This is a genomic window from Burkholderia sp. AU15512 (assembly GCF_002223325.1).
Taxonomy (GTDB): Bacteria; Pseudomonadota; Gammaproteobacteria; order Burkholderiales; family Burkholderiaceae; genus Burkholderia.
The window spans coordinates 882,505-904,375 of record NZ_NKEX01000004.1 but is presented as its reverse complement, the minus strand read 5'-3'; the positions used below and the strand labels follow the sequence as shown (position 1 = coordinate 904,375).

Genomic DNA, 21,871 nt, shown 5'->3' with positions numbered 1-21,871 from the left:
ACGGCGCTGCGCCGCGCGATTTCTTACGAAATGCCGCCTTGACCTTGCAAGGTCATTCTGTCGGTATTTTTCGCCTATCGATCGGCATCGTGCTGCAACGCTCGCGCTTCGCCCGCATTTCCTCGCTCGACGAGCTTGCCGCTCCGTATCCGGGCGGATTGAGCATGCAATAGATTTGTGTAATGATATCCATTCTCATTTTCATACTGCCCGGGCGGCGCGCACGCTTTGCGCGCCGCCCGTTGTTTTGAACGAATGGAATCACTCGCGTGAACGCGCCCGAAACGATCAATCCGTCCAAGACGGGGACTTCCCGCGCCGGCGTCACCGTGCTGCACCCGGCGGCCCGCCCGCTGAGCGACGACGAACTGGCCGCGCGCCGCCAGCGTTCGCGCCGCGCGACCTTCATCAAGTGGTTGCGCAAGGTGCATGGCTGGGTCGGGCTGTGGGGCGCGGTGCTCGGGCTGCTGTTCGGCGTGACGGGCGTGCTGCTCAACCACCGCGCGCCGCCGCTGAAGATTTCGACCGGCGAGCCGCAGGTCGAGGAGATGCAGATCGCGCTGCCGGATCCGGCGCCGAAGACGCCCGCCGCGATGACGAAGTGGCTGCAGCACGAACTGCATTTCGACGGCAAGCCGGGCCGCATGCGCAAGGAGCCGGCGCAGCCCGTCGCATGGGGCGACAAGCGCGTGATGCAGCCGGAGCACTGGCAGATGGGCCTGTTCGGCCCGCACCAGAACGTGCAGGCCGAATACTGGGTCGGCAACGGCTACGTCGCGGTGAAACGCACCGGCAACACGTTCCTGACGACGCTGAACAACCTGCATCGCGGCGTCGGGATGAATCTCGGCTGGGTGCTGCTGATGGACACGATCGCGGGCTCGCTGATCCTGCTGTCGCTGACCGGCGTGCTGCTGTGGACCGAGCTGAACAAGCGCCGCACGGTCGGCGTCGTGCTGGTGGTCGGTTCGGTCGCCGCGGCGCTGGCCGCCGGCCTGACCTGATCGGCGGCACGCGCCGGCCTGGCGCCGGCGCGTGCGCTTTCGTCGATTTCGTTCGCTTCCGTCCGCTTCGCCCGTCGCGGACGCCTGCCTGGCGCGACCGCGCGCCGGCGTCGCCAGCGATCAGAGGCCGCAGGCCGCGCCGCTGTTCGCCGCGATCTCGCGCGCGGCCTTCGCGCCCTCGACCTGCAGGATCGTCGGCAGCGACACGTTGTTCTTCGCGGCGGTAATCTCGGCGAGGATCGAGATCGCGATTTCCGGCGGCGTCCGGCTGCCGATGTAGATGCCGGCCGGCCCGTGCAGCCGGGCCAGTTCCGCTTCGTTCAGGTCGAATTCGCGCAGCCGCTCGCGCCGTGCCGCATTGTTGCGCCGCGAGCCGAGCGCGCCCACGTAGAACGCGGGCGTCTTCAGCGCCTCCATCAGCGCGAGATCGTCGAGCTTCGGGTCGTGCGTGAGCGCGATCACCGCCGAACGCGCATCGAGGTTCATGTCGAGCACCGTATCGTCGGGCATCGTGTGCACGACGCGCGTACCCGGCACGTCCCACGCATCCGTGTATTCCTCGCGCGGATCGCACACCGTCACCTGGTAGTCGAGCCCGACCGCGATCTGGCACAGATAGCGCGACAACTGGCCGGCGCCGATCACGAGCATCCGGTAGCGCGGCCCGTGGATCGTCACGAGCCGCTCGCCGTCGAACGCGAGCCCGTCGGCTGCCTGCGCCGGCGACAGCGATGCGCGGCCGGTCGCGAGCGTCATCGTGCGCGTGACGAGGCGGCCGGCCTCGACTTCCGCGCACAGCGCGGCAATCCCGCTGTCGCGCGTGAGCGGCTCGAGCACGAGCTGGATCGTGCCGCCGCACGGCAGCCCGAAACGGTGCGCTTCCTCGGCCGTCACGCCGTACTTGAGCGCTTCCGGGCGCGCGTCGGCCGCGATCCCGCTTGCGTGCACCCGGGTGATCAGGTCGTCCTCGATACACCCGCCGGACACGGAGCCGACCACGAGCCCGTCCTCGCGCACCGCGAGCATCGCGCCTTCGGGGCGGGGCGACGAGCCCCACGTCTTCACGACCGTCACGAGCAGCACGCGGCGCCCTTCTTCGAGCCATCGCGCGCTGGATTTCAATACATCGAGATCGACGCTTTCCATCATCTTCTTCCTGTTGCCGGGCGACACCGCCGATGCGGGCCGCCGTTCGATGGCGCGATTATGAACCGCGCGGCGCGCACGTGCAGGCGGCGCGCTGGCTCGTGCGGGCAAATCCGGAGAATCGGGCAAGATATTGCGACGATCGGACAGCGGTCGATCGGGGGAGCGGCGCCGCGGCCGGTTCGGGAACGCGCGGGGCACCAGTGATGGGCCCGCGTGGTGTTCGTCGCGACGCGCGGCCTGCGCGCGCCGATACGTCGCTCAGTGCGCGTCGTGGCGACCGTGCGCGAGCTTCGAGTGGTGGCGCGAATACAGGAAGTAGATCACGAGGCCGATCACGAGCCAGATGCCGAACGCGGCCCACGTGACGGGCTGCAGGTTCAGCATCAGGAACAGGCACGACGCGACCGCGAGGATCGGCACCACCGGCACGCCGGGGCAGCGGAACGCACGCGGCAGCTCGGGGTGCGTGCGGCGCAGCACGAGCACGGCGATCGACACCATCGAGAACGCGGCGAGCGTGCCGATGTTGATCAGCTCGGCGAGCACGTTGAGCGGCACGAGCGCGGCGATCAGCCCGAAGAACAGGCCGACGAGCCAGGTCGTCAGGAACGGCGTCGCGTAGCGCGGGTGCACGCGCGACAGCGCGGCCGGCAGCAGCCCGTCGCGCGACATCGCGAAGATCACGCGTGTCTGGCCGTAGCTCATCACGAGGATCACGGTCAGCATGCCGAGCACGGCGCCGAGATCGATGAAGCCTGCCACCCACGTCTCGCCGGCCTTCTGCAGCGCGTACGAGATCGGGTGCGAGATGTTCGCGTACTGGGCCGACGGCACGATGCCGGTCGCGACCGCGGCGACCGTCACGTACAGCACCGCGCACACCGCGAGCGACGCGATGATGCCGATCGGCAGGTCGCGTTTCGGGTTCTTCACTTCCTCGGCCGCCGACGACACCGCGTCGAAGCCGATGAACGCGAAGAACATCACGGCCGCCGCGCCGAACACGCCGTTCCAGCCGTGCGGCATGAACGGCTTCCAGTTCGCGGGCGTCACGTGGAACACGCCGACCGCGATCACGAGCAGCACGACCGACACCTTGATGAACACCATGATGTTGTTGATGCGGGTCGACTCGCGGATGCCGATCGACAGCAGCGTCGTGATCACGATCATCACGAGGAACGCGGGCAGGTTGAACCACGTGACGACGCCCGGCACCGCACCCGGCGCGGCCGTCAGCACGGTGGGCAGCGTGAGCCCGAAGCCCTGCAGCAGCGACTGCAGGTAGCCCGACCAGCCGACCGACACGGCCGACGACGCGAGGCCGTATTCGAGCATCAGGTCCCAGCCGATGATCCACGCGACGAGCTCGCCGAGCGTGGCGTACGAATACGTGTAGATCGAGCCGGCGACGGGAATGGTGGACGCGAATTCCGCGTACGACAGCGCGGCGAGGCCGCACGCGATCGCGGCGATCACGAACGACAGCATCAGGGCGGGGCCGGCCTGCACGGCGCCGGTACCGGTCAGCACGAAGATGCCGGTGCCGATGATCGCGCCGATGCCGAGGAAGGTGAGGTCGATCGCGCCGAGCGCTTTCTTGAGCCCGGCGGCATGCGCGCCGGCGATCATGCGATCGACGTTTTTCTTGCGGAAGAGAGACATTGCGGATGAATCGCCAGCGCGCGCGGGCGCGGTAGCGCTGACTGAGTGAAAACCCGTAATTTTAGCCGATTTGGCGCGCAAGACCCGCTGCAGCGCAGCGCTGTGTCACAAAATCGTCCGATAAAACAAGCGCTTGCGCTTCAGGCGGGCGACAGCGGGCGGCGACGCGGCAGGTGCCGCGTCGCTGGCCCGGACCAATCGGGTGAAACGTGGGGGAATCAGGCGCCGGCCGTGGGCGCCATGTCGACGAGCCGGTTGCTCATCACGTAGAACGTGAGCTCCGCGTTGTTCGACAGCCGCATCTTCTCGAGCAGCCGCGAGCGGTACACGCTCACCGTCTTCACGGACAGCGACAGCGTGTTCGCGATGTCGGTGAGCCGCTTGCCCGATGCGAGCATGCAGAGCGTCTGGTATTCGCGGTCGGACAGTTTCTCGTGCGGCAGCGGTTCGTTCTCGAACGACACGTATTCGGCGAGCGCCTCGGCCATCGCGGGGCTCACGTACTTGCGGCCGGCCGCGACCTGCTGGATCGCGCCGATCATCTGCGCGGCGTTGACCGTCTTCGACAGGTAGCCGGCCGCGCCGGCCTTCAGCGCGCGCACCGCGTACTGATCCTCGCGATACATCGAGAACATCAGCACCGGCGTGCGCGACAGCTTGCGCTTGAGGCGCTTGAGCACCTCGATGCCGTTCGTGTCCGGCAGCGAGATGTCGAGCAGGATCACGTCGAATTCCTGCTTGTCGACGGCGGCCATCGCGTCGCCGCCGGTTTCGGCCTCGGTGACGTCGCGCGCGACGCCACGGTCGATCAGCAACTGGCGGATCCCTTGCCGGACGATCGCGTGATCGTCCACGAGCAGGATGTTCAGGCTCATGGCTACCTCACGAAAGCGACGCGCGGCGGGCCGCGACAGGCACCGCGAGCAGCGAATCCCAAGCGAAGCGCGCGGTGACGCGCGTGCCGTGGCCGGTGGCCGGCGTGGCCGTCTCGAAGCTGCCGCCGAACGCCTCGCAGCGGGCGCGCATGCCGGCCAGGCCGTAGCCGTTGCGGCGGCTACGCGAGAAACCGGTCCCATCGTCGGAGACAATCAGTGACAGGTGCGTGCCGTCGGTGGCGATGCGCACGTCGACCGACGTCGCGCGTGCGTGCTTCGCGACGTTCGACAACGCTTCCTGCGCGACGCGGAACACCGCGAGCGCGCCGGCGCCGGCGAGCTGCGTCAGGCGCGCGTCGGCCGCACAGACGAAGCTGGTGCGCAGGCCCGTGCGGGCCGCATGAGTGTCGGCCCACGACGACAGCGCGCCGACCAGGCCCGCGTCGAGCGCCGGCGTGCCGCGCTCGTCGATCAGCCGGCGATTCGCGTCGGTCGCGGCGTCGAGCGCCTGCTGCGCCAGCGCCAGCGCGCGCAGGCAACCCTCCGGCGCATCGGCCGGCAGCCACGTTTGAACGTTTGCGAGCGCGAAACGCGCAGCGGTGAGTTCGGCACCGAGCCCGTCGTGCAGCTCGCCGGCCAGATGGCGGCGGGCCGCTTCGTCGGCGGCGAGCAACTGGGCAGACAGCGCTGCGATCCGCGCGGCGGAGGCGCCACGTTTCGGCGCGGCGTCGGCAATGGGCGGAGTCGCGACGCAGCCCGGCACGCGCTGTTGCGACGGGAACGGGGCGTGGGCGCCCAAAGGCGCGTTAAGCGACGTATCCATGACTCTCCCTGCTGTCAGAAAGCGGTTCAGACACCGGCTGGCTGCGTGGATCGGCTGCCGTTTCGATGACGGTCGCCGCCAGAGAATCGCCCCCTGCCGAGGTAACAAAAGTTACGTCTTGTAACACTTGCATCCGACCCTTCCACTCTCATCCGAACGGCAACCACGCGCGGCGAATAATATCTCAAAATTTCTGAAAAGGTCATGTCAGGCGGACATTTAAGGGTAAATGTGAATAATCGGAATGAAGGTGTTGTAGGAAAAACACTGACACCCGAGCACCGGACGATGACGTATCCAAATGTAACTATTTGAGATGGGATGATCCCAATTTGTTACGAATTCGCCAAGTAGGGACGAAAAAAAACCGGAGCTTTTGCTCCGGTTTTTGATGATGCGCAAATTTGGGGATCGATCAGTCGACGAACGCGCGCTCGATCACGTAGTGGCCCGGTGCGCTGTTCTTGCCTTCGACGAGGCCGGCCTGCTTCAGCAGCTCGGTCGTGTCCTTCAGCATCGCGGTGCTGCCGCACAGCATCACGCGGTCGTTTTCCGGCGAGAACGGCGGGACGTCGAGATCCGTGAACAGCTTGCCCGTCGCGATCAGGTCGGTGATCCGGCCTTCGTTGTCGAACGCTTCGCGCGTGACCGTCGGGTAGTAGACGAGCTTTTCCTTGATGATGTCGCCCAGGTACTCGTGGCCCGGCAGGTCGTGCTTGATGTAGTCCATGTACGCGAGCTCGCCCTTCAGGCGGCACGTGTGCGTCAGGATCACCTTGTCGAAGCGGTCGTAGATGTCCGGATCGCGGATGATCGACATGAACGGCGCGAGGCCCGTGCCCGTCGACAGCATCCACAGCGTCTTGCCCGGCAGCAGGTTGTCGGCGACCAGCGTGCCCGTCGGCTTCTTGCCGATCAGCACCGTGTCGCCCACCTTCAGGTGCTGCAGGCGCGACGTCAGCGGGCCGTTCTGCACCTTGATGCTGAAGAATTCGAGATGCTCTTCGTAGTTCGGGCTGACGATCGAGTAGGCGCGCGCGAGGGGCTTGCCGTCGACCTCGAGGCCGACCATCGTGAATTCGCCGTTGTTGAAGCGCAGGCTCGCCTCACGGGTGCAGGTGAAGCTGAACAGCGTGTCGGTCCAGTGATGGACGGATTGGACGGTGGCGGTGTCGTATTTGCTCATGGCTTTGAAAACGGACGCGCGTAGCGAACGCGAGTAACGGGCCCAAAAACGGGCAAAAAAACCGAGTGCGACGGCCCGATCACGGATCGGCCGGCCGGCGCGTCGGACACGCGCCTTCTCGATGACAGACGATTGAGGAACTCGTTATTTTACCCTGTTGACGCGGATCGCGGGCTTGACCCCCGTGGCCGCGCGGATTTGGCGCAACGAATTATTTCAATCGCCTTTCAGTTTTTCAGCGCTCGGCCGCGAGTTTCGCGCCGAGGCCGACGAGCGCCACGCCGCACAGCGCGTCGAGCGGGCGCCGCACGCGCCGGTAGCCGCGCTGCGCGCGCGGGCTCGCGAACAGGTACGCGACGCACGAATACCAGCCGGCCGACAGCACGCCGATCGTCACCAGCACCGCGCCGTTGAACCACAGCGGCACGTGCGCGGGCAGCATCGCCGCGAACACGCTGGTCCAGAACGCGCACGATTTCGGGTTCGTCAGGCACGTGAACAGGCCGCTGCGATACGCACGCAGGTAGTCGCGCGCGTGCGGCGCGGCCAGCGGCGCGCGTTCGTCGGGTGCGTCGGCCGGTGCCGTATCGCGGCGCACGCCCGCGCGCAGCAGCTTGAAGCCGAAATACACGAGGTAGGCGGCGCCGCCGATCCGGATCGCCTCGTACAGCCATTCGACCTGGTGCAGCACGGCCGCGAGGCCGAGCATCGCGAGCGTCGCCCAGGCGATCGACGCGGTGCCGACGCCGAGCGCCGACGCGGCACCGAGGCTGCGCCGGCCCGCGAGCGACAGTTGCGAAATCATGAAGAAATTCGGGCCGGGCGTGATCGCCGCGACGAGATAGACGACGGCGATTTGCAGCAGGATCGGCAGGTAGGTCATGGCGGCGCGGCCCGGCGGCGGGGCGGAGCGGAATGGGCAAGGCGTTAATGTAGCGCGCGCCGCGCAATCCGGCCGTGAGCGGGCCGAGGTCGGAGCGCTATTGCGGATCGAGGCGCAGGCGCGCGATGTACGGCAGGTGGTCCGACAGCCACGCGGCTTCGCCGGACGGCGCGCGCCATTCGAGCGGCGTCAGCCCGCGCACGAACATCTTGTCGAGCGCGAGCGCCGGCGAGAACGCGGGGAACGTGCGGCCCGATTCGCCGAGCAGCGTCGCGACCTCGGACAACCCGATCTCGCCGAACAGCGCGACCGAATCGTTGCGCCAGTCGTTGAAGTCGCCGGCGAGCATCAGCGGGCCGTCGCCTGCGTTGCGCACGATCCAGTGCGCGATCCAGTGCATCTGGCGCAACCGTGCCGCGCGCGTGAGCGCGAGGTGCGCGCACAGCAGCGTGACCGGCCGGGCGCCCGCGAGCGTCGCGCGCGCGACCAGCAACCCGCGCCGCTCGAAACGGTGCGCGGAGATGTCCCAGCGGCCGCCGAGGTCGAGCGGATGCGGTGACAGGATGGCGTTGCCGTGCCGCCACGACGGCTTGAACACGTTCGGCCCGAGCGCGATCTGCCAGTCGAGCGCATGTGCGATCTCGGTGGCCTGGCAGTGCCAGATGTCGTCGACCGAGTCGTCCATCGGTGCGCCGAAGCCGGGCGCGAGCACGGGGCGCGGCATGCGGCGCGCCATCGCTTCCTGCAGGAAATACACGTCGGCGTGCGTCGACTGCATCCAGTTGCGCATCGCGTTCCACGCGGTGAAGCCGAGCGGCGAGCGGCCCTTGTGCAGGTTCCAGCTCACCGCGGTGATTTCGTCGGGTGCGGCGTGCGGTTCGGCGAACGGCAGGGACAGGGCGTCGGCGGACATGACGCTCAATCCTTCGCGACGTGCGCACGCACGCGGTACACGAGGTGCGGATGTTGCTCGACGAGCGTCCAGTCGGTCCACGCATCGGCGCCGACCGTCAGGCCGGGGTGACTCGCGACGATTTGCCGCGGCGACGCGGGCACGCACGGATCGGCCGGCTTCGCGCCTTCGTCGTCGATCGTTTCCTGCACGTCGAGCGCGAGCGACACCGTGTTCGCGCCGGCATCGACGGTGAGCGGCGCGACCGTCACCGTGCGCGAACGCTCGGTCGGCACGACGCGCGCGGCATTGCCGCAGCCGACCGGCACGGCGGACGGATAGCGATGGGTATCGGTACGGGTCTGACCCACGGTGGTGCGCTGCTGGAACGTGTCGATGGTCTGACCGTCGCGTACCACCTGGATCTCCCATGCGACGGAGGCCGGTGCGGGGCTCTGCGCATGGGCGGCGAGCGCGACGCTCGCGAGCAGGACGGCCAGGCCGTGTTTCAGCATGAAACGTCTCCGGAAACGCGGAATAGCGGGGAACGGACGCACATCTTACGCCCGATCGATTTCGGTCGCGATGTGACGGGACGCGTCGCCGCAGGTTCGCCGCACGATGCGTTCCTGTTCGAAAGGTAAGGCCGCGTCATGCGTTTTCAAGCGAAAAAGCGCGTGAACTCGGCAACGGGCGCGCGCTCGGTGACGAGGCGGTTCTCGATCGCGTCGGGATCCGCATGGCCGAGCGACATCCCGCACACCAGCTGTTCGTTGGCGGGAATGCCGAGGTGTTCGGTAATGATCCGGTGAAACGGCACGAACGCGGCCTGCGGGCAGGTATCGAGCCCGCGTGCGCGCGCGGCCGTCATCACGCCCTGCAGGAACATCCCGCAGTCGAGCCAGGCACCGTAGGTCATCACGCGGTCAAGCGTGAAGAACAGCGCGACCGGCGCATCGAAGAAGCGGAAGTTGCGGGCGTGCTGCGCATGCATGCGCGCCTTCTCGTCGCGGCCGATGTTCAACAGCCCGTACAGGTCCCAGCCGACCTTGCGGCGCCGGTCGATATACGGCGACACCCACTCGCGCGGGTAGTAGTCGTACTCGGCGACGTACTTCTCGTCGCGCGCGGGATCGTCGTGGGCCGCGGTGAGCGCTGTGGCGAGCGCATCGCGCGTGGCGCCCGTCGCGACGTACACGCGCCACGGCTGGATGTTGGTGCCCGACGGCGCGCGGCTCGCGGCTTCGAGGATCGCCTCGAGCGTGTCGCGCGGCACCGGCGTCGGCAGGAACGCGCGGACCGCACGGCGCGACGTGAGCGCCGCGTCGACGGCGTCGATCGCATCGGCATCGACGCGCGGGACAGCAGTGGGGACGGACATCGGCATACCTTCGGGACGGAGTCCGACGCGCCGTGCGGGCGCGGTCGGCCAGGCCGGTGCGGCGGGTGGGTGAACCGACGATCATACGCCGCGGCGCGCCGGCGTGCAGTGCGCGCGGGTGTTAGCAGCAGACTCGCGCGGCTGCTTGCTTGCGCGGGGATGCGGGATCGCTACACTGAAATCGTAAGGGTCTGATGGTCATGTGACGGCACGCGGCAGCGAGGTTGGTATGACGACGGCGATGGTGAAACAGGAACTGGCGGTGGCATCCTTCAGCACGGTGTACGACCTCGAGCAGGTCGAGACGGCGCTGAGCGACCTGAACGAGAGCGCGAGCGACGCACTGCGCGCCACCTACGAGAGGATGCTCAAGACGGGCAATCTGCGCTTCTGCGTGAAGCCGAACCGGATGCCGTCGTTCGACGCGCTCGGCGAGGCATTGCCCAATTTCGCCGAGCCGCTCGAAGACGTGCGCAAGCAGGTCGCGCTGTGCCTCGAAACGGAGGACCGGCTCGAACTGATGCCGATCCTGCTGCTCGGGCCCCCGGGCATCGGCAAGACGCACTTCGCGAAGGCGCTCGCGCAACTCCTCGGCACCGCGTACCACTACGTGCCGATGAGTTCGCTGACGGCCGGCTGGATCCTGTCGGGTGCGTCGTCGCAATGGAAGAACGCGAAGCCCGGCAAGGTGTTCGATGCACTGGTGAACGGCAGCTACGCGAACCCGGTGATCGCGGTCGACGAGATCGACAAGGCCGGCAGCGATGCGCAATACGATCCGCTTGGCGCGCTGTATGCGTTGCTCGAGCACGACACCGCGCGCGCATTCATCGACGAATTCGCGGAAGTGCCGATCGATGCGGGCAACGTGATCTGGATCGCGACCGCGAACGAGGCGCACGCGATTCCGGAGCCGCTGCTCAACCGGATGAACGTGTACGAGATCGAGCCGCCCGATGCGGCCGGCGCGCGCCGGATCGCGCAGACGATCTACGACGAGATCCGCACGTCGCACGCGTGGGGGCGGCGCTTCCCGGACACCCTCGGCGACGACGCGCTCGACGTGCTGGCCGCGACCCCGCCGCGCACGATGCGCCGCGCGCTGCTGCACGCGTTCGGCGCCGCACGGCTCGACGGGCGCGACGCGATCGGGCCGCGCGACATCCGGGCCGACGAAGGCGCGGCGAAGCGCCGGCCGATCGGCTTCTGAACGCGCGGCGCGCGCACGGCCCCGGCCCTGGCGGCGTGCGCGCCGCGCAGTGCCGCGCGTCGCGCCGTGCGCGGCGCGTCATGCACGGCGGCGTCGCGAGACGCTGCACGACCTTCGGCAAGCGGATGAACCGGGACGTACAATTCCCTTCTCTCCCCTCGACGCGCTAGCGGCGCGAAACGTCATGGAGCAGATGGATTGTGTCGTGATCGGCGCGGGCGTCGTCGGTCTGGCGATTGCGCGCGAACTGGCCGCGCGCGGGCGTGAAACGCTCGTGCTCGAGGGCGCCGATGCGATCGGCACCGGTACGAGTTCGCGCAACAGCGAAGTGATCCACGCGGGGCTCTACTATCCGCGCGGGTCGCTGAAGGCGACGTCGTGCGTGCACGGGCGTGACCTGCTGTATGAATTCTGCGAGACCCATCATGTGCCGCACCGGCGCGCCGGCAAGCTGCTCGTCGCCACGAGCGCCGCGCAGGTGAAGCAGTTGAGGGCGATCGCCGCACGCGCGACCGAAAACGGCGTGCTCGACCTGATGCCGCTCACGCGCGCCGAGGCGCAGACGCTCGAGCCCGCGCTCGAATGCGTCGAGGCGGTGTTCTCGCCGTCCACCGGCATCGTCGACAGCCACCAGCTGATGCTCGCGCTGCTCGGCGACGCGGAGCGCGGAGGCGCCGTGTGCGCGCTGAAATCCCCGGTCGAATCGATCGACGTGCTGCGCGGCGGGCGCTTCGTCGTGCGCACGGGCGGCGACGCGCCGACCGAGATCGAGGCCGCCTGCGTGATCAACAGCGCGGGCCTCGGCGCGCAGGCGCTGGCGCGCCGCACGCGCGGCCTCGACCCGCGCTGGGTGCCGCCGCTCTATCTCGCGCGCGGCAACTACTTCAGCCTGTCGGGGCGCGCACCGTTTTCCCACCTGATCTACCCGATGCCCGACCGCGCGGGGCTCGGCGTGCACCTGACGCTCGACCTCGGCGGGCAGGCGCGCTTCGGCCCCGACGTCGAATGGATCGATGCGCTGCGCTATGAAGTCGATCCGGCGCGCGCGACCGCGTGCTACGCGTCGATCCGCGCGTTCTGGCCGGGCCTGCCGGATGGCGCGCTGCAGCCGGCGTATGCGGGCATCCGGCCCAAGCTCGCGGGCCCCGGCGAGCCGCCGGCGGACTTCATCGTGCAGGGCGCCGCGCAGCATGGCGTGCGCGGGCTCGTGAACCTGTTCGGCATCGAGTCGCCAGGGCTCACCGCGTCGCTCGCGCTCGCGCAGCGGGTGGGCGACATGACGGCTTACCGCTGACGCGGCGCGTGTGTGACGGTGTGACGGGTGGGTGGCGGGTGCGTATCGGCGTGTGTGGCGCCTGTGTGAAATCCCTTATCTCTGGAATTTCGGCACGCACATTTATTCGCATGAGCGTTATTCTGTCGAACGGCTGTCGCCAGAACAGCTTTCAAACCGATAACGTTGGAGCGAGTCCCCCATGAAAACATCCCGTCGGAGTTTCCTGATTACGAGCATTGGTGCCGTGTCCGCGCTGGCGCTGTCGCGTGAAGCGCTGGCCGATGCGCCGATGCTCGCGGAAAGCGACCCGACCGCGACGGCACTCGGCTACAAGGCCGATGCGACGAAGGTCGACAAGACGAAGTACCCGAAATACGCGGCAGGCCAGGATTGCGCGGCCTGCATGCTGTACCAGGGCAAGAAGGGCTCGGCCTCGGGCCCGTGCGGCGCCTTCCCCGGCAAGCAGGTGTCGGCGAAGGGCTGGTGCAGCGCCTTCTCGAAGATGGGTTGAGGCCCGTGCGGCATCGTGCGATGCCGCATTGTGGCGAAAACCGCACAACGCCCGCCGTCGAAAGATGGCGGGCGTTTTTTATTGCTTGAAAACGGTTCCGTCGCTTTCTACACTCGCTGCACACCGGCGCGCCGCGGGCACTCCACGCGCCGCGCAGCCCGACACGGCGAACCGACGAGGACGAGGCACGCATGGCGACGATTGCGAATTCAACGAAAACGAGCCGGCCCGAGCGTGCACTGAACCGGCGTGCGGTCGCGGCCGCCGTGATCGGCAATGCGCTCGAGTGGTACGACTTCACGGTGTTCGGCTTCATGACGGTCGTGATCGCCGAGCTGTTCTTCCCGACCTCCAGCGAATACTCGTCGCTGCTGCTGACCACCGCGACGTTCGGCGTCGCGTTCTTCATGCGTCCGATCGGCGGCATCGTGTTCGGGCTGTACGCGGATCGCGCGGGCCGCAAGGCCGCGCTGTCGCTCGTGATCCTCCTGATGACGGCCGGCATCTTCCTGCTCGCGGTCGCGCCGCCGTATGCGGCGATCGGCATCGGGGGCCCGCTCCTGATCGTGCTCGGCCGTCTGCTGCAGGGCTTCTCCGCGGGCGGCGAATTCGGCAGCGCGACGGCGCTGCTGATCGAGGCCGCGCCGTTCTCGAAACGCGGCTTCTACGGCAGCTGGCAGATGGCGAGCCAGGCGGCCGCGCTGCTGATCGGCGCGCTCGTCGGCGCGGCCGTCACGCGCGGGCTGTCGCACGAAGCGCTGCGCAGCTGGGGCTGGCGCGTGCCGTTCATCCTCGGGCTCGTGATCGGCCCGATCGGTTTCTACATCCGCCGCCATCTCGCCGATTCCGAGGCGTTCCTGCATGCGCAGCAAAGCGCGCGCCGCGTGACGCTCGGCGAAGTGTTCACGCGCTACCCGCGCGAGGTGCTGTGCGGGCTCGGCTCGGTGATCGCGCTGACGGTGACGATCTACGTGCTGATCAGCTATCTGCCGACCTTCGCGGTGAAGCAGCTGAAGCTGCCGTACGCGGAATCGTTCTATGCGGTGATCGTCGGCAACCTGCTGCTGATGGTGCTGTCGCCGATCGCGGGCGCGTGGTCGGATCGTATCGGCCGAAAAGGGCTGTCGCTGTGGTCGCTCGCGCTCACGCTCGTGCTGATGTATCCGCTGTTCGCGTGGCTCGACGCGGCGCCGAGCATCGCGCGGCTGATCGCGGTGCAGGCCGTGCTGTCGGTCACGCTCGCGGGCTACTACGGTCCGTTCGGCGCGATGATCGCCGAGCTGTTCCCGGCCAACGTGCGCTCGACCGGGCTGTCGATCGCGTACAACGTCGCGGTGATGCTGTTCGGCGGCTTCGGGCAGTTCATCGTCACGTGGCTGATCAAGGTCACGGGCACGCCGCTCGCGCCGACCTACTACGTGATGGCCGGGATCGCGCTGTCGATCGTCGCGGTCGCGTTCGTGCCCGCGCGCAGTGCCGACCTCGACGCGCCGGCGTGACGACGCGGCGACGCGACAACATGACGATTTGACGACGATCACCCGATCGTTTCGCAAAACGCAATGATGTGCTGCAGAACACGGGAAAGCGGTGGGTCGATCCTTCGCGGTCGCGCCCGAATTGTTTAGTCGTCGAACGAAACTTGCGCGAAATGAACGAAATGGGCGCTCGCGCGCGTTGTCGCATTTTTTACTCCCACTAAACATCGGCAAAAACCCGGCGGGACATCTAGAAGAGTTTTTTCTCCAGCTTGTTGCCACATCGTTAGCTCAAGTAATATCCGCGTACGCCGGCCCCTGGCGGGCCGGTTCCGATCTGGAGACCTGGAGGAAACATGGAATACAACCGTCTGTTGCACACCCTGCGTGTTACCGCCATTGCAGGCGTGGCAGCGGCATCGCTCGGCGTCGCGGGCTCTGCATTCGCACAGATTCCGAACAAAACGCTCGTCTACTGCTCAGAAGGCAGCCCGGCGGGTTTCGATTCCGCGCAATTTACGACCGGCGTCGATTTCACCGCCGCCACGTTCACCGTCTACAACCGCCTCGTCGAATTCGAGCGCGGCGGCACGAAGGTCGAGCCGGGCCTCGCCGAGAAGTGGGACGTGTCGCCGGACGGCAAGGTGTACACGTTCCACCTGCGCCACGGCGTGAAGTTCCACACGACCGACTTCTTCAAGCCGACGCGTGAATTCAACGCGGACGACGTGCTGTTCTCGTTCCAGCGCATGCTCGACCCGAACCAGGCGTTCCGCAAGGCGTACCCGGTGTCGTTCCCGTATTTCACCGACATGGGCCTCGACAAGCTGATCACGAAGGTCGAGAAGGTCGATCCGTACACCGTGAAGTTCACGCTCGCCGAACCGAATGCGCCGTTCATCCAGAACATGGCGATGGAATTCGCGTCGATCCTGTCGGCCGAATACGGCGACCAGCTGATGAAGGCAGGCAAGGCCGCCGACATCAACCAGAAGCCGGTCGGTACGGGCCCGTTCATCTTCCGCAGCTACACGAAGGACGCGACGATCCGATTCGACGGCAATCCTGATTACTGGAAGAAGGGCGAAGTGAAGATCTCGAAGCTGATCTTCTCGATCACGCCGGATCCGGGCGTGCGCGTGCAGAAGATCAAGCGCAACGAATGCCAGGTGATGAGCTATCCGCGTCCGGCCGACATCGCGACGCTGAAGGCCGATTCGAACGTCGACATGCCGTCGCAGGCAGGCTTCAACCTCGGCTATCTCGCGTACAACGTCGAGCACAAGCCGGTCGACAAGCTCGAGGTGCGTCAGGCGCTCGACATGGCGATCAACAAGAAGGCGATCCTCGAGTCCGTCTATCAGGGCGCAGGCCAGGCCGCCAACGCGCCGATGCCGCCGACCCAATGGTCGTACGACAAGAACCTGAAGATGGCGCCGAACGACACCGCGAAGGCGAAGGCGCTGCTCGCGAAGGCCGGCTTCCCCAACGGTTTCGAGATCACGCTGTGGGCGATGCCGGTGCAGCGCGCGTACAACCCGAACGCCCGTCTGATGGCCGAGATGATCCAGGCCGACTGGGCGAAGATCGGCGTGAAGGCGAAGATCGTCACGTACGAGTGGGGCGAGTACATCAAGCGCGCGCACTCGGGTGAGCAGGACACGATGCTGATCGGCTGGACGGGCGACAACGGCGATCCGGACAACTGGCTCGGCACGCTGCTCGGCTGCGAAGCGATCAAGGGCAACAACTTCTCGCACTGGTGCTACAAGCCGTTCGACGAGCTGGTCCAGAAGGGCCGCACGACGACGGGCCAGGACGCGCGGACCAAGCTCTACATGCAGGCTCAGCAGATCTTCGCGCAACAGCTGCCGTTCTCGCCGATCGCGAACTCGACGGTCTACCAGCCGGTGCGCAAGACCGTGGTCGACATGCGTATCGAGCCGCTCGGCTATGCCCGCTTCGACGGTGTGAGCGTGAAGTAACGCGCCCGGCGTAAGCTGTCTACGAAGACCGAGACCGGCTAATTCATCCGGCGGCGGGAGGCCAAAAGCTTCCCGTCGCCGGTCGCACATTTCCCACAAGAAAATACGAGACGCATCATGTTCACATTCGTGTTGCGCCGCGTGGGGATGGTGATCCCGACTTTCATCGGCATCACCATCCTGGCGTTTGCGCTGATTCACCTGATACCGGGCGACCCCATCGAAGTGATGATGGGCGAGCGCGGCGTCGATCCCGCGATGCATGCGGAGGCGATGAAACGCCTCGGGCTCGACCAGCCGCTGCCCATGCAGTACATCCACTACATCGGCCGGGCGCTGCATGGCGACCTCGGCACGTCGATCATCACCAACACGAGCGTCGCGGGTGAGTTCTTCGCGCGCTTCCCGGCGACCGTCGAGCTGTCGCTGTGCGCGCTCGTGTTCGCGCTCGCGGTCGGGCTGCCGGCCGGCGTGATCGCCGCATTGCGGCGCGGCTCGGTCGTCGACCATGGCGTGATGGGCACCGCGCTCACCGGCTATTCGATGCCGATCTTCTGGTGGGGGCTGATCCTCATCATGGTGTTTTCGTCATATCTCGGCTGGACGCCCGTGTCGGGGCGCATCGCCGTCGAATACGATTTCCCGCACCCGACGGGCTTCATGCTGATCGACGCGCTGCTCGCGCCGGATGAAGGCGCGTTCAAGTCGGCGGTCAGCCACCTGATTCTGCCCGCGATCGTGCTCGGCACGATCCCGCTCGCGGTGATCGCGCGGATGACGCGCTCGTCGATGCTCGAAGTGCTGCGCGAGGATTACATCCGCACCGCCCGCGCGAAGGGGCTGTCGCCCGCGCGCGTGGTCGTCGTGCATGCGCTGCGCAATGCGCTGATCCCGGTCGTCACCGTGATCGGCCTGCAGATCGGCACGCTGCTTGCGGGCGCCGTGCTGACCGAGACGCTCTTTTCGTGGCCCGGTGTCGGCAAGTGGCTGATCGATGCGATCGGCCGCCGCGACTATCCGGTCGTCCAGGGCGGCATCCTGCTGATCGCGACGCTCGTGATCGTCGTGAACCTGGTCGTCGACCTGCTGTACGGCGTGCTGAATCCGCGCATCCGCCACACGAGGTAATCCCATGAGCAATCTGCAAAACACCCTGCCGACCGAATCCGCGCCGGCCGGCGGCCGTGCGCTCGCGCTGCGCGAGTTCTGGGCCAACTTCTCGCGCAACCGGGGCGCCGTCGGCGCCGGCATCGTCGTGATCGTGCTGATCCTGGTCGCGCTGCTCGCGCCGCTGCTCGCGCCGCACAGCCCGGTCGAGCAATACCGCGACTTCGTGAAGATCCCGCCCGCATGGCTTGAAGGCGGCAACTGGAAATTCATCCTCGGCACCGACGAAGCGGGCCGCGACATTCTTTCGCGCCTGATGTACGGCGCGCGGATGTCGTTCTGGATCGGCTTCGTGTCGGTCGTGCTCGCGCTGATCCCCGGCATCGTGCTCGGGCTCGTCGCCGCGTTCTTCCAGAAGTGGGCCGACACGCCCGTGATGCGCATCATGGACGTGCTGCTCGCGCTGCCGTCGCTGCTGCTCGCGGTCGCGGTCGTCGCGATCATCGGCCCGGGCCTCACCAACACGATGTTCGCGATCGCGATCGTCGCGCTGCCGGCCTACGTGCGCCTCACGCGCGCATCGGCGCTCGGCGAGCTGCAGAAGGAGTACGTGACGGCGTCGCGCGTGGCCGGTGCCGGCACGCTGCGCCTGATGTTCTCGCAGGTGCTGCCGAACTGTACGGCGCCACTGATCGTCCAGGCGACGCTCGGCTTCTCGTCGGCCATCCTCGACGCGGCCGCGCTCGGCTTCCTCGGCCTCGGCGTGCAACCGCCGACCGCCGAATGGGGCGCGATGCTGGCCTCCGCGCGCGACTACATCGACAATGCGTGGTGGATCGTGACGATGCCGGGCCTGTCGATCCTGATTTCGGTGCTCGCGATCAACCTGCTCGGCGACGGGCTGCGCGACGCGCTCGATCCCAAACTGAAACGGATGGCGTGAACATGAGCCAAGATCTTCTGACCATCCGCAATCTCGCGGTGAATTTCAACGGCCTGCCCGCCGTCGACCGGATCAACCTGTCGATCGCGCCGGGCGAGGTGGTGGGCGTCGTCGGCGAATCGGGCTCGGGCAAGAGCGTGACGATGATGGCGCTGATGGGCCTGATCGACGCGCCGGGCAAGGTGACGGCGGACGAAGTCACGTTCAACGGCGTCGACCTGCTGAAGGCGTCGCCGAAGGCGCGCCGCAAGATCGTCGGCAAGGACATCGCGATGGTGTTCCAGGACGCGCTGACGAGCCTGAACCCGAGCTATACGGTCGGCTACCAGATCAAGGAAGTGCTGAAGCTGCACGAGGGCTTGCGCGGCGACGCGCTGCACCGGCGCGCGCTCGAGCTGCTCGACCAGGTCGGCATTCCCGATGCGAAGAACCGCATTGCGTCGTTCCCGCACCAGATGTCGGGCGGGATGAACCAGCGCGTGATGATCGCGATGGCGGTGGCGTGCAACCCGAAGCTGCTGATCGCCGACGAGCCGACCACCGCGCTCGACGTGACGATCCAGGCGCAGATCATGGACCTGCTCGTGAAGCTGCAGAAGGAGCGCGGGATGGCGCTCGTGCTGATCTCGCACGACCTGGCCGTGGTGTCGGAAGTCGCGCAGCGCGTGGCGGTGATGTACGCGGGCGAGGTGATCGAGACCAACCGCGTGCCCGACATCTTCCGCGCGCCGCATCATCCGTACACCGAAGCGCTGCTCGCGGCGATTCCCGAGCACAATCAGGGGGCGCGTCGCCTTGCCGCATTGCCCGGCATGGTGCCGGGCCGCGATGATCGCCCGTCCGGGTGCCTGTTCGCGCCGCGCTGCAAGTACGTCGTCGACGATTGCCGCAAGGCGCGGCCGGCGCTTGACACGCTGGTGCCGGCCAACGATGCGATGCGCGCACGCTGCATCAAGCCGCTCAATGTTTCCAACCTCGACCTGACGGGAGGTGCACGATGAATGCAGTCAATCAAACGCCTCGCGTGTCGCACGACGAGGAAGCCGTGCTGGTGGCCGACGGCCTCGCGAAACACTATTCGGTGAAGCGCGGGATGTTCGGGCAGGGCACGGTGAAGGCACTGAACGGCGTGTCGTTCTCGCTGAAGCGCGGCAAGACGCTCGCCGTCGTCGGCGAATCGGGCTGCGGGAAGTCGACGCTCGCCCGCCAGCTGACGATGATCGAGACGCCCACCTCGGGCAGCCTGACGATCGACGGCAAGAACGTGGCCGGCGCCAGCCGCGAGACGGTGGCCGACCTGCGCCGCCGCGTGCAGATGGTGTTCCAGAACCCGTTCGCGTCGCTGAATCCGCGCAAGACCGTCGAGCAGACGCTTTCCGAGCCGCTCGAGATCAACGCGAACCTGACCGCCGCCGAACGCGCGCAGCGCATCGCGCAGATCATGCGCACGGTCGGCTTGCGGCCCGAGCACGCGAAGCGTTATCCGCACATGTTCTCGGGCGGCCAGCGCCAGCGGGTCGCGATCGCGCGCGCGATGATCCTCGATCCGCGCATCGTCGTGGCCGACGAGCCGGTGTCCGCGCTCGACGTGTCGATCCAGGCGCAGATCCTGAACCTGTTCATGGATCTGCAGGAGCAGTTCAAGACGAGCTACGTGTTCATCTCGCACAACCTGTCGGTGGTCGAGCACGTCGCGGACGACGTGATGGTGATGTACTTCGGCAGCGTCGCGGAGCTGGGCGACAAGGCGACGATCTACGCACGGCCGCGCCATCCGTACACGCGCGCGCTGATGTCGGCGACGCCGGCGATCTTCGAGGAAGACCGCCGCGTGCAGATCAAGCTGCAGGGCGAACTGCCGTCGCCGCTCAATCCGCCGTCGGGCTGCGCGTTCCATCAGCGCTGCCCGTATGCGGTCGAGCGCTGCCGGGTGGAGGAGCCGCAGCTGCGCGAGGTCGACGGCCGGCGCGTGGCCTGCCATCGGGCCGAGGAAGTCGGGGAGGAGAATGCCTGAGGTGTTGGCGGCGCGCGCGTCCGGCGTGCGCCGTGCGGGGGCAAGCAGCGCGCGCGTGATGCGCGCGTACCGCTACGCGCGGCGCTGGAGCGTGCGTACCGTCACGGGCGCGGCGCTGGCCGGCGCGTGCGTGGCGGCCAGCCTCGTGGTTCCCGTCGAATCCGCGCGCGCCGAAGGGCGCGCGCCGGCCACTTCACCGATCCATCCGTCGCAAGTCCCGCCGCCCGGCATGAGCCTGCCGGGCTTCCACGCGCCTGCCGTGTCGAACGGCACGGTTTCAAGCGGCTCCGTGCGCGTGCAGCCCGCCCGCATGCCGTTCTACGTCGCAACCAAGGGCAAGGTCACGCTCTACGTGCTCGGCACGCTGCACACCGGCGACCCGTCCGACTACCCGAGCGCGCAGCCGTTCCGGCCGCGCATCCTCGCGGCGCTCGCCGCGTCGCCCACCCTGGCGCTCGAACTGTCGCCCGACGATCTGCTCGAATCGCAGGACGACGTGTCGAAGTACGGCGTCTGCCGCTACCCGTGCCTGCAGCGCCTGCTGCCCGAGCCGCTGTGGCAGCGGCTCGCGGCGCGCCTGCGCGGCAACCCGGCGGCGCTCGTCGAGATCCGCAAGATGCGGCCGTGGCTCGCGGCGCTCGTCGTCGAGACCTACGATTCGCTGTCGGCCGGCCTGCAGACGGAATACGGCACCGAGGCGCAGCTGCAGAACGTGTTCCTGAAGAAGAAGGGCGGCCGCGTGATCGGGCTCGAGACGCTCGCCGAACAGATGCGCGCGTTCACCGGGCTGACGCTCGCCGAGCAGCGCGAGATGCTCGCGCAGGACATGGTGCAGACGCCCGCGCAGAACGCCGACGACATCAAGGCGCTGCACCGACTGTGGCGAATTGGCGACGCCGACGCGATCTCGGCATGGGCGGTTGCGAAGAGCGAACGGCTCGCGCGTTCGAAGGCGTTGTCGGACGCGATCGACAACAAGATCGTGTACGAGCGCAACCGGCGCTTCGTTGCACGGATGACGGCAATCGCCGCCCCGAACCGGCCGCTGTTCGTCGCAATCGGCGCGCTGCACTTGGGCGGCCCACGCGGCGTACTCGAATTGTTGCGTCAACAAGGTTACAGCGTCGACGCGAACTGATCGCCGTCACCGCGCCCGAACCGATCCTCCCCTGTTTGATCGACGCCGCGCGAGCGGCTCAAACGCCTGGTTGGGCACGCGATTCGATAAGGAAAACCCTCGAATCATCAGAAAATAGCGTTTCAAACGATTGACATCCCGATCTGCCAATATCTATTCTTCGATCCACAAGTTGAAAAAATGAAAAGAATAGAAAAAGTTCTACGGGGTAGCAGAAAATAAAGCGCGGGGTTAGCGCGTTGCCGGCACGTGGTGCACGTGCCGGCCGCGGAAGTGTCTGCATGTACGGCGGGGCCAATCATCGTCGGACAACAACCAGGCATGCAGGCCGACTTGCGGGATAAGCGACGT

General features: G+C 67.1%; 21 protein-coding genes. 12 read left to right on the top strand and 9 right to left on the bottom strand.

Annotation, left to right across the window (positions count from 1 at the left end; translation table 11 throughout):
* The first annotated feature begins 38 nt into the window (after positions 1-38).
* Together CFB43_RS38845 and CFB43_RS16830 are read left to right on the top strand one after the other, a co-directional pair.
* The gene (locus CFB43_RS38845; RefSeq protein ID WP_256990017.1) at positions 39-173 is read left to right on the top strand and encodes a hypothetical protein; all 135 of its coding nucleotides are present in this window, start codon (positions 39-41) and stop codon (positions 171-173) included.
* A gap of 96 nt (positions 174-269) precedes the next feature.
* Positions 270-1,004: a PepSY-associated TM helix domain-containing protein gene (locus CFB43_RS16830; RefSeq protein WP_089495816.1), complete on the top strand. Its 735-nt coding sequence runs from the start codon at positions 270-272 to the stop codon at positions 1,002-1,004.
* Between the two features lie 120 nt (positions 1,005-1,124).
* Here CFB43_RS16830 and CFB43_RS16825 read toward each other — a convergent pair whose 3' ends face one another.
* The 9 genes from CFB43_RS16825 to CFB43_RS16785 all read right to left on the bottom strand — a co-directional run bounded on the left by CFB43_RS16825 (position 1,125) and on the right by CFB43_RS16785 (position 9,858).
* A complete protein-coding gene (locus tag CFB43_RS16825) occupies positions 1,125-2,150 on the bottom strand; it encodes an XdhC family protein (protein ID WP_089495815.1) in 1,026 nt (341 codons plus the stop codon).
* 261 nt (positions 2,151-2,411) lie between these two features.
* Positions 2,412-3,818 (bottom strand): amino acid permease, encoded by a 1,407-nt coding sequence (locus tag CFB43_RS16820; protein WP_089495814.1) that lies wholly within the window; start codon positions 3,816-3,818, stop codon positions 2,412-2,414.
* A 218-nt stretch (positions 3,819-4,036) separates the two neighbouring features.
* Positions 4,037-4,693, bottom strand: coding sequence for a response regulator transcription factor RqpR (gene rqpR / locus CFB43_RS16815; RefSeq protein ID WP_059232953.1), 657 nt, complete (start codon positions 4,691-4,693; stop codon positions 4,037-4,039).
* A gap of 7 nt (positions 4,694-4,700) precedes the next feature.
* Positions 4,701-5,516 (bottom strand): quorum system sensor histidine kinase RqpS, encoded by an 816-nt coding sequence (gene rqpS, locus CFB43_RS16810; RefSeq protein WP_089495813.1) that lies wholly within the window; start codon positions 5,514-5,516, stop codon positions 4,701-4,703.
* 415 nt (positions 5,517-5,931) lie between these two features.
* The gene (locus tag CFB43_RS16805) at positions 5,932-6,702 is read right to left on the bottom strand and encodes a ferredoxin--NADP reductase (RefSeq protein ID WP_089426542.1); all 771 of its coding nucleotides are present in this window, start codon (positions 6,700-6,702) and stop codon (positions 5,932-5,934) included.
* Positions 6,703-6,937: 235 nt separating this feature from the next.
* Positions 6,938-7,585 carry a LysE family translocator gene (locus CFB43_RS16800; RefSeq protein ID WP_089495812.1) on the bottom strand — a complete coding sequence of 216 codons (648 nt, stop codon included), beginning with the start codon at positions 7,583-7,585 and terminating at the stop codon, positions 6,938-6,940.
* Between the two features lie 97 nt (positions 7,586-7,682).
* Positions 7,683-8,498, bottom strand: a complete 816-nt coding sequence (locus tag CFB43_RS16795; RefSeq protein WP_089495811.1) for an endonuclease/exonuclease/phosphatase family protein — start codon at positions 8,496-8,498, stop codon at positions 7,683-7,685.
* A 5-nt stretch (positions 8,499-8,503) separates the two neighbouring features.
* Positions 8,504-8,992 (bottom strand): hypothetical protein, encoded by a 489-nt coding sequence (locus CFB43_RS16790; RefSeq protein ID WP_089441231.1) that lies wholly within the window; start codon positions 8,990-8,992, stop codon positions 8,504-8,506.
* Between the two features lie 146 nt (positions 8,993-9,138).
* Entirely contained in the window at positions 9,139-9,858 is a 720-nt protein-coding gene (locus CFB43_RS16785; RefSeq protein WP_089495904.1) for a nitroreductase, read from the bottom strand.
* A 229-nt stretch (positions 9,859-10,087) separates the two neighbouring features.
* On the opposite strand from CFB43_RS16785, the gene CFB43_RS16780 reads away from it, so the two are divergent.
* The 10 genes from CFB43_RS16780 to CFB43_RS16735 all read left to right on the top strand — a co-directional run bounded on the left by CFB43_RS16780 (position 10,088) and on the right by CFB43_RS16735 (position 21,520).
* The gene (locus tag CFB43_RS16780; RefSeq protein WP_089426539.1) at positions 10,088-11,068 is read left to right on the top strand and encodes an AAA family ATPase; all 981 of its coding nucleotides are present in this window, start codon (positions 10,088-10,090) and stop codon (positions 11,066-11,068) included.
* A gap of 184 nt (positions 11,069-11,252) precedes the next feature.
* The gene (locus CFB43_RS16775) at positions 11,253-12,362 is read left to right on the top strand and encodes an NAD(P)/FAD-dependent oxidoreductase (protein WP_089495810.1); all 1,110 of its coding nucleotides are present in this window, start codon (positions 11,253-11,255) and stop codon (positions 12,360-12,362) included.
* Positions 12,363-12,543: 181 nt separating this feature from the next.
* Entirely contained in the window at positions 12,544-12,855 is a 312-nt protein-coding gene (locus tag CFB43_RS16770) for a high-potential iron-sulfur protein (RefSeq protein ID WP_039354792.1), read from the top strand.
* A gap of 191 nt (positions 12,856-13,046) precedes the next feature.
* Positions 13,047-14,354, top strand: coding sequence for an MFS transporter (locus tag CFB43_RS16765; RefSeq protein ID WP_089495809.1), 1,308 nt, complete (start codon positions 13,047-13,049; stop codon positions 14,352-14,354).
* Between the two features lie 335 nt (positions 14,355-14,689).
* Positions 14,690-16,318 carry an ABC transporter substrate-binding protein gene (locus CFB43_RS16760; protein ID WP_089495808.1) on the top strand — a complete coding sequence of 543 codons (1,629 nt, stop codon included), beginning with the start codon at positions 14,690-14,692 and terminating at the stop codon, positions 16,316-16,318.
* Between the two features lie 117 nt (positions 16,319-16,435).
* The gene (locus tag CFB43_RS16755) at positions 16,436-17,446 is read left to right on the top strand and encodes an ABC transporter permease subunit (protein ID WP_089461761.1); all 1,011 of its coding nucleotides are present in this window, start codon (positions 16,436-16,438) and stop codon (positions 17,444-17,446) included.
* 4 nt (positions 17,447-17,450) lie between these two features.
* Positions 17,451-18,368 carry an ABC transporter permease subunit gene (locus tag CFB43_RS16750; protein ID WP_089441227.1) on the top strand — a complete coding sequence of 306 codons (918 nt, stop codon included), beginning with the start codon at positions 17,451-17,453 and terminating at the stop codon, positions 18,366-18,368.
* 2 nt (positions 18,369-18,370) lie between these two features.
* A complete protein-coding gene (locus tag CFB43_RS16745) occupies positions 18,371-19,369 on the top strand; it encodes an ABC transporter ATP-binding protein (protein WP_089426533.1) in 999 nt (332 codons plus the stop codon).
* Positions 19,366-20,382, top strand: a complete 1,017-nt coding sequence (locus CFB43_RS16740; protein WP_039354810.1) for a peptide ABC transporter ATP-binding protein — start codon at positions 19,366-19,368, stop codon at positions 20,380-20,382. Before CFB43_RS16745 ends, CFB43_RS16740 begins: the two co-directional genes overlap by 4 nt.
* Positions 20,375-21,520, top strand: a complete 1,146-nt coding sequence (locus tag CFB43_RS16735) for a TraB/GumN family protein (protein ID WP_089495807.1) — start codon at positions 20,375-20,377, stop codon at positions 21,518-21,520. Before CFB43_RS16740 ends, CFB43_RS16735 begins: the two co-directional genes overlap by 8 nt.
* Positions 21,521-21,871 lie beyond the last annotated feature (351 nt).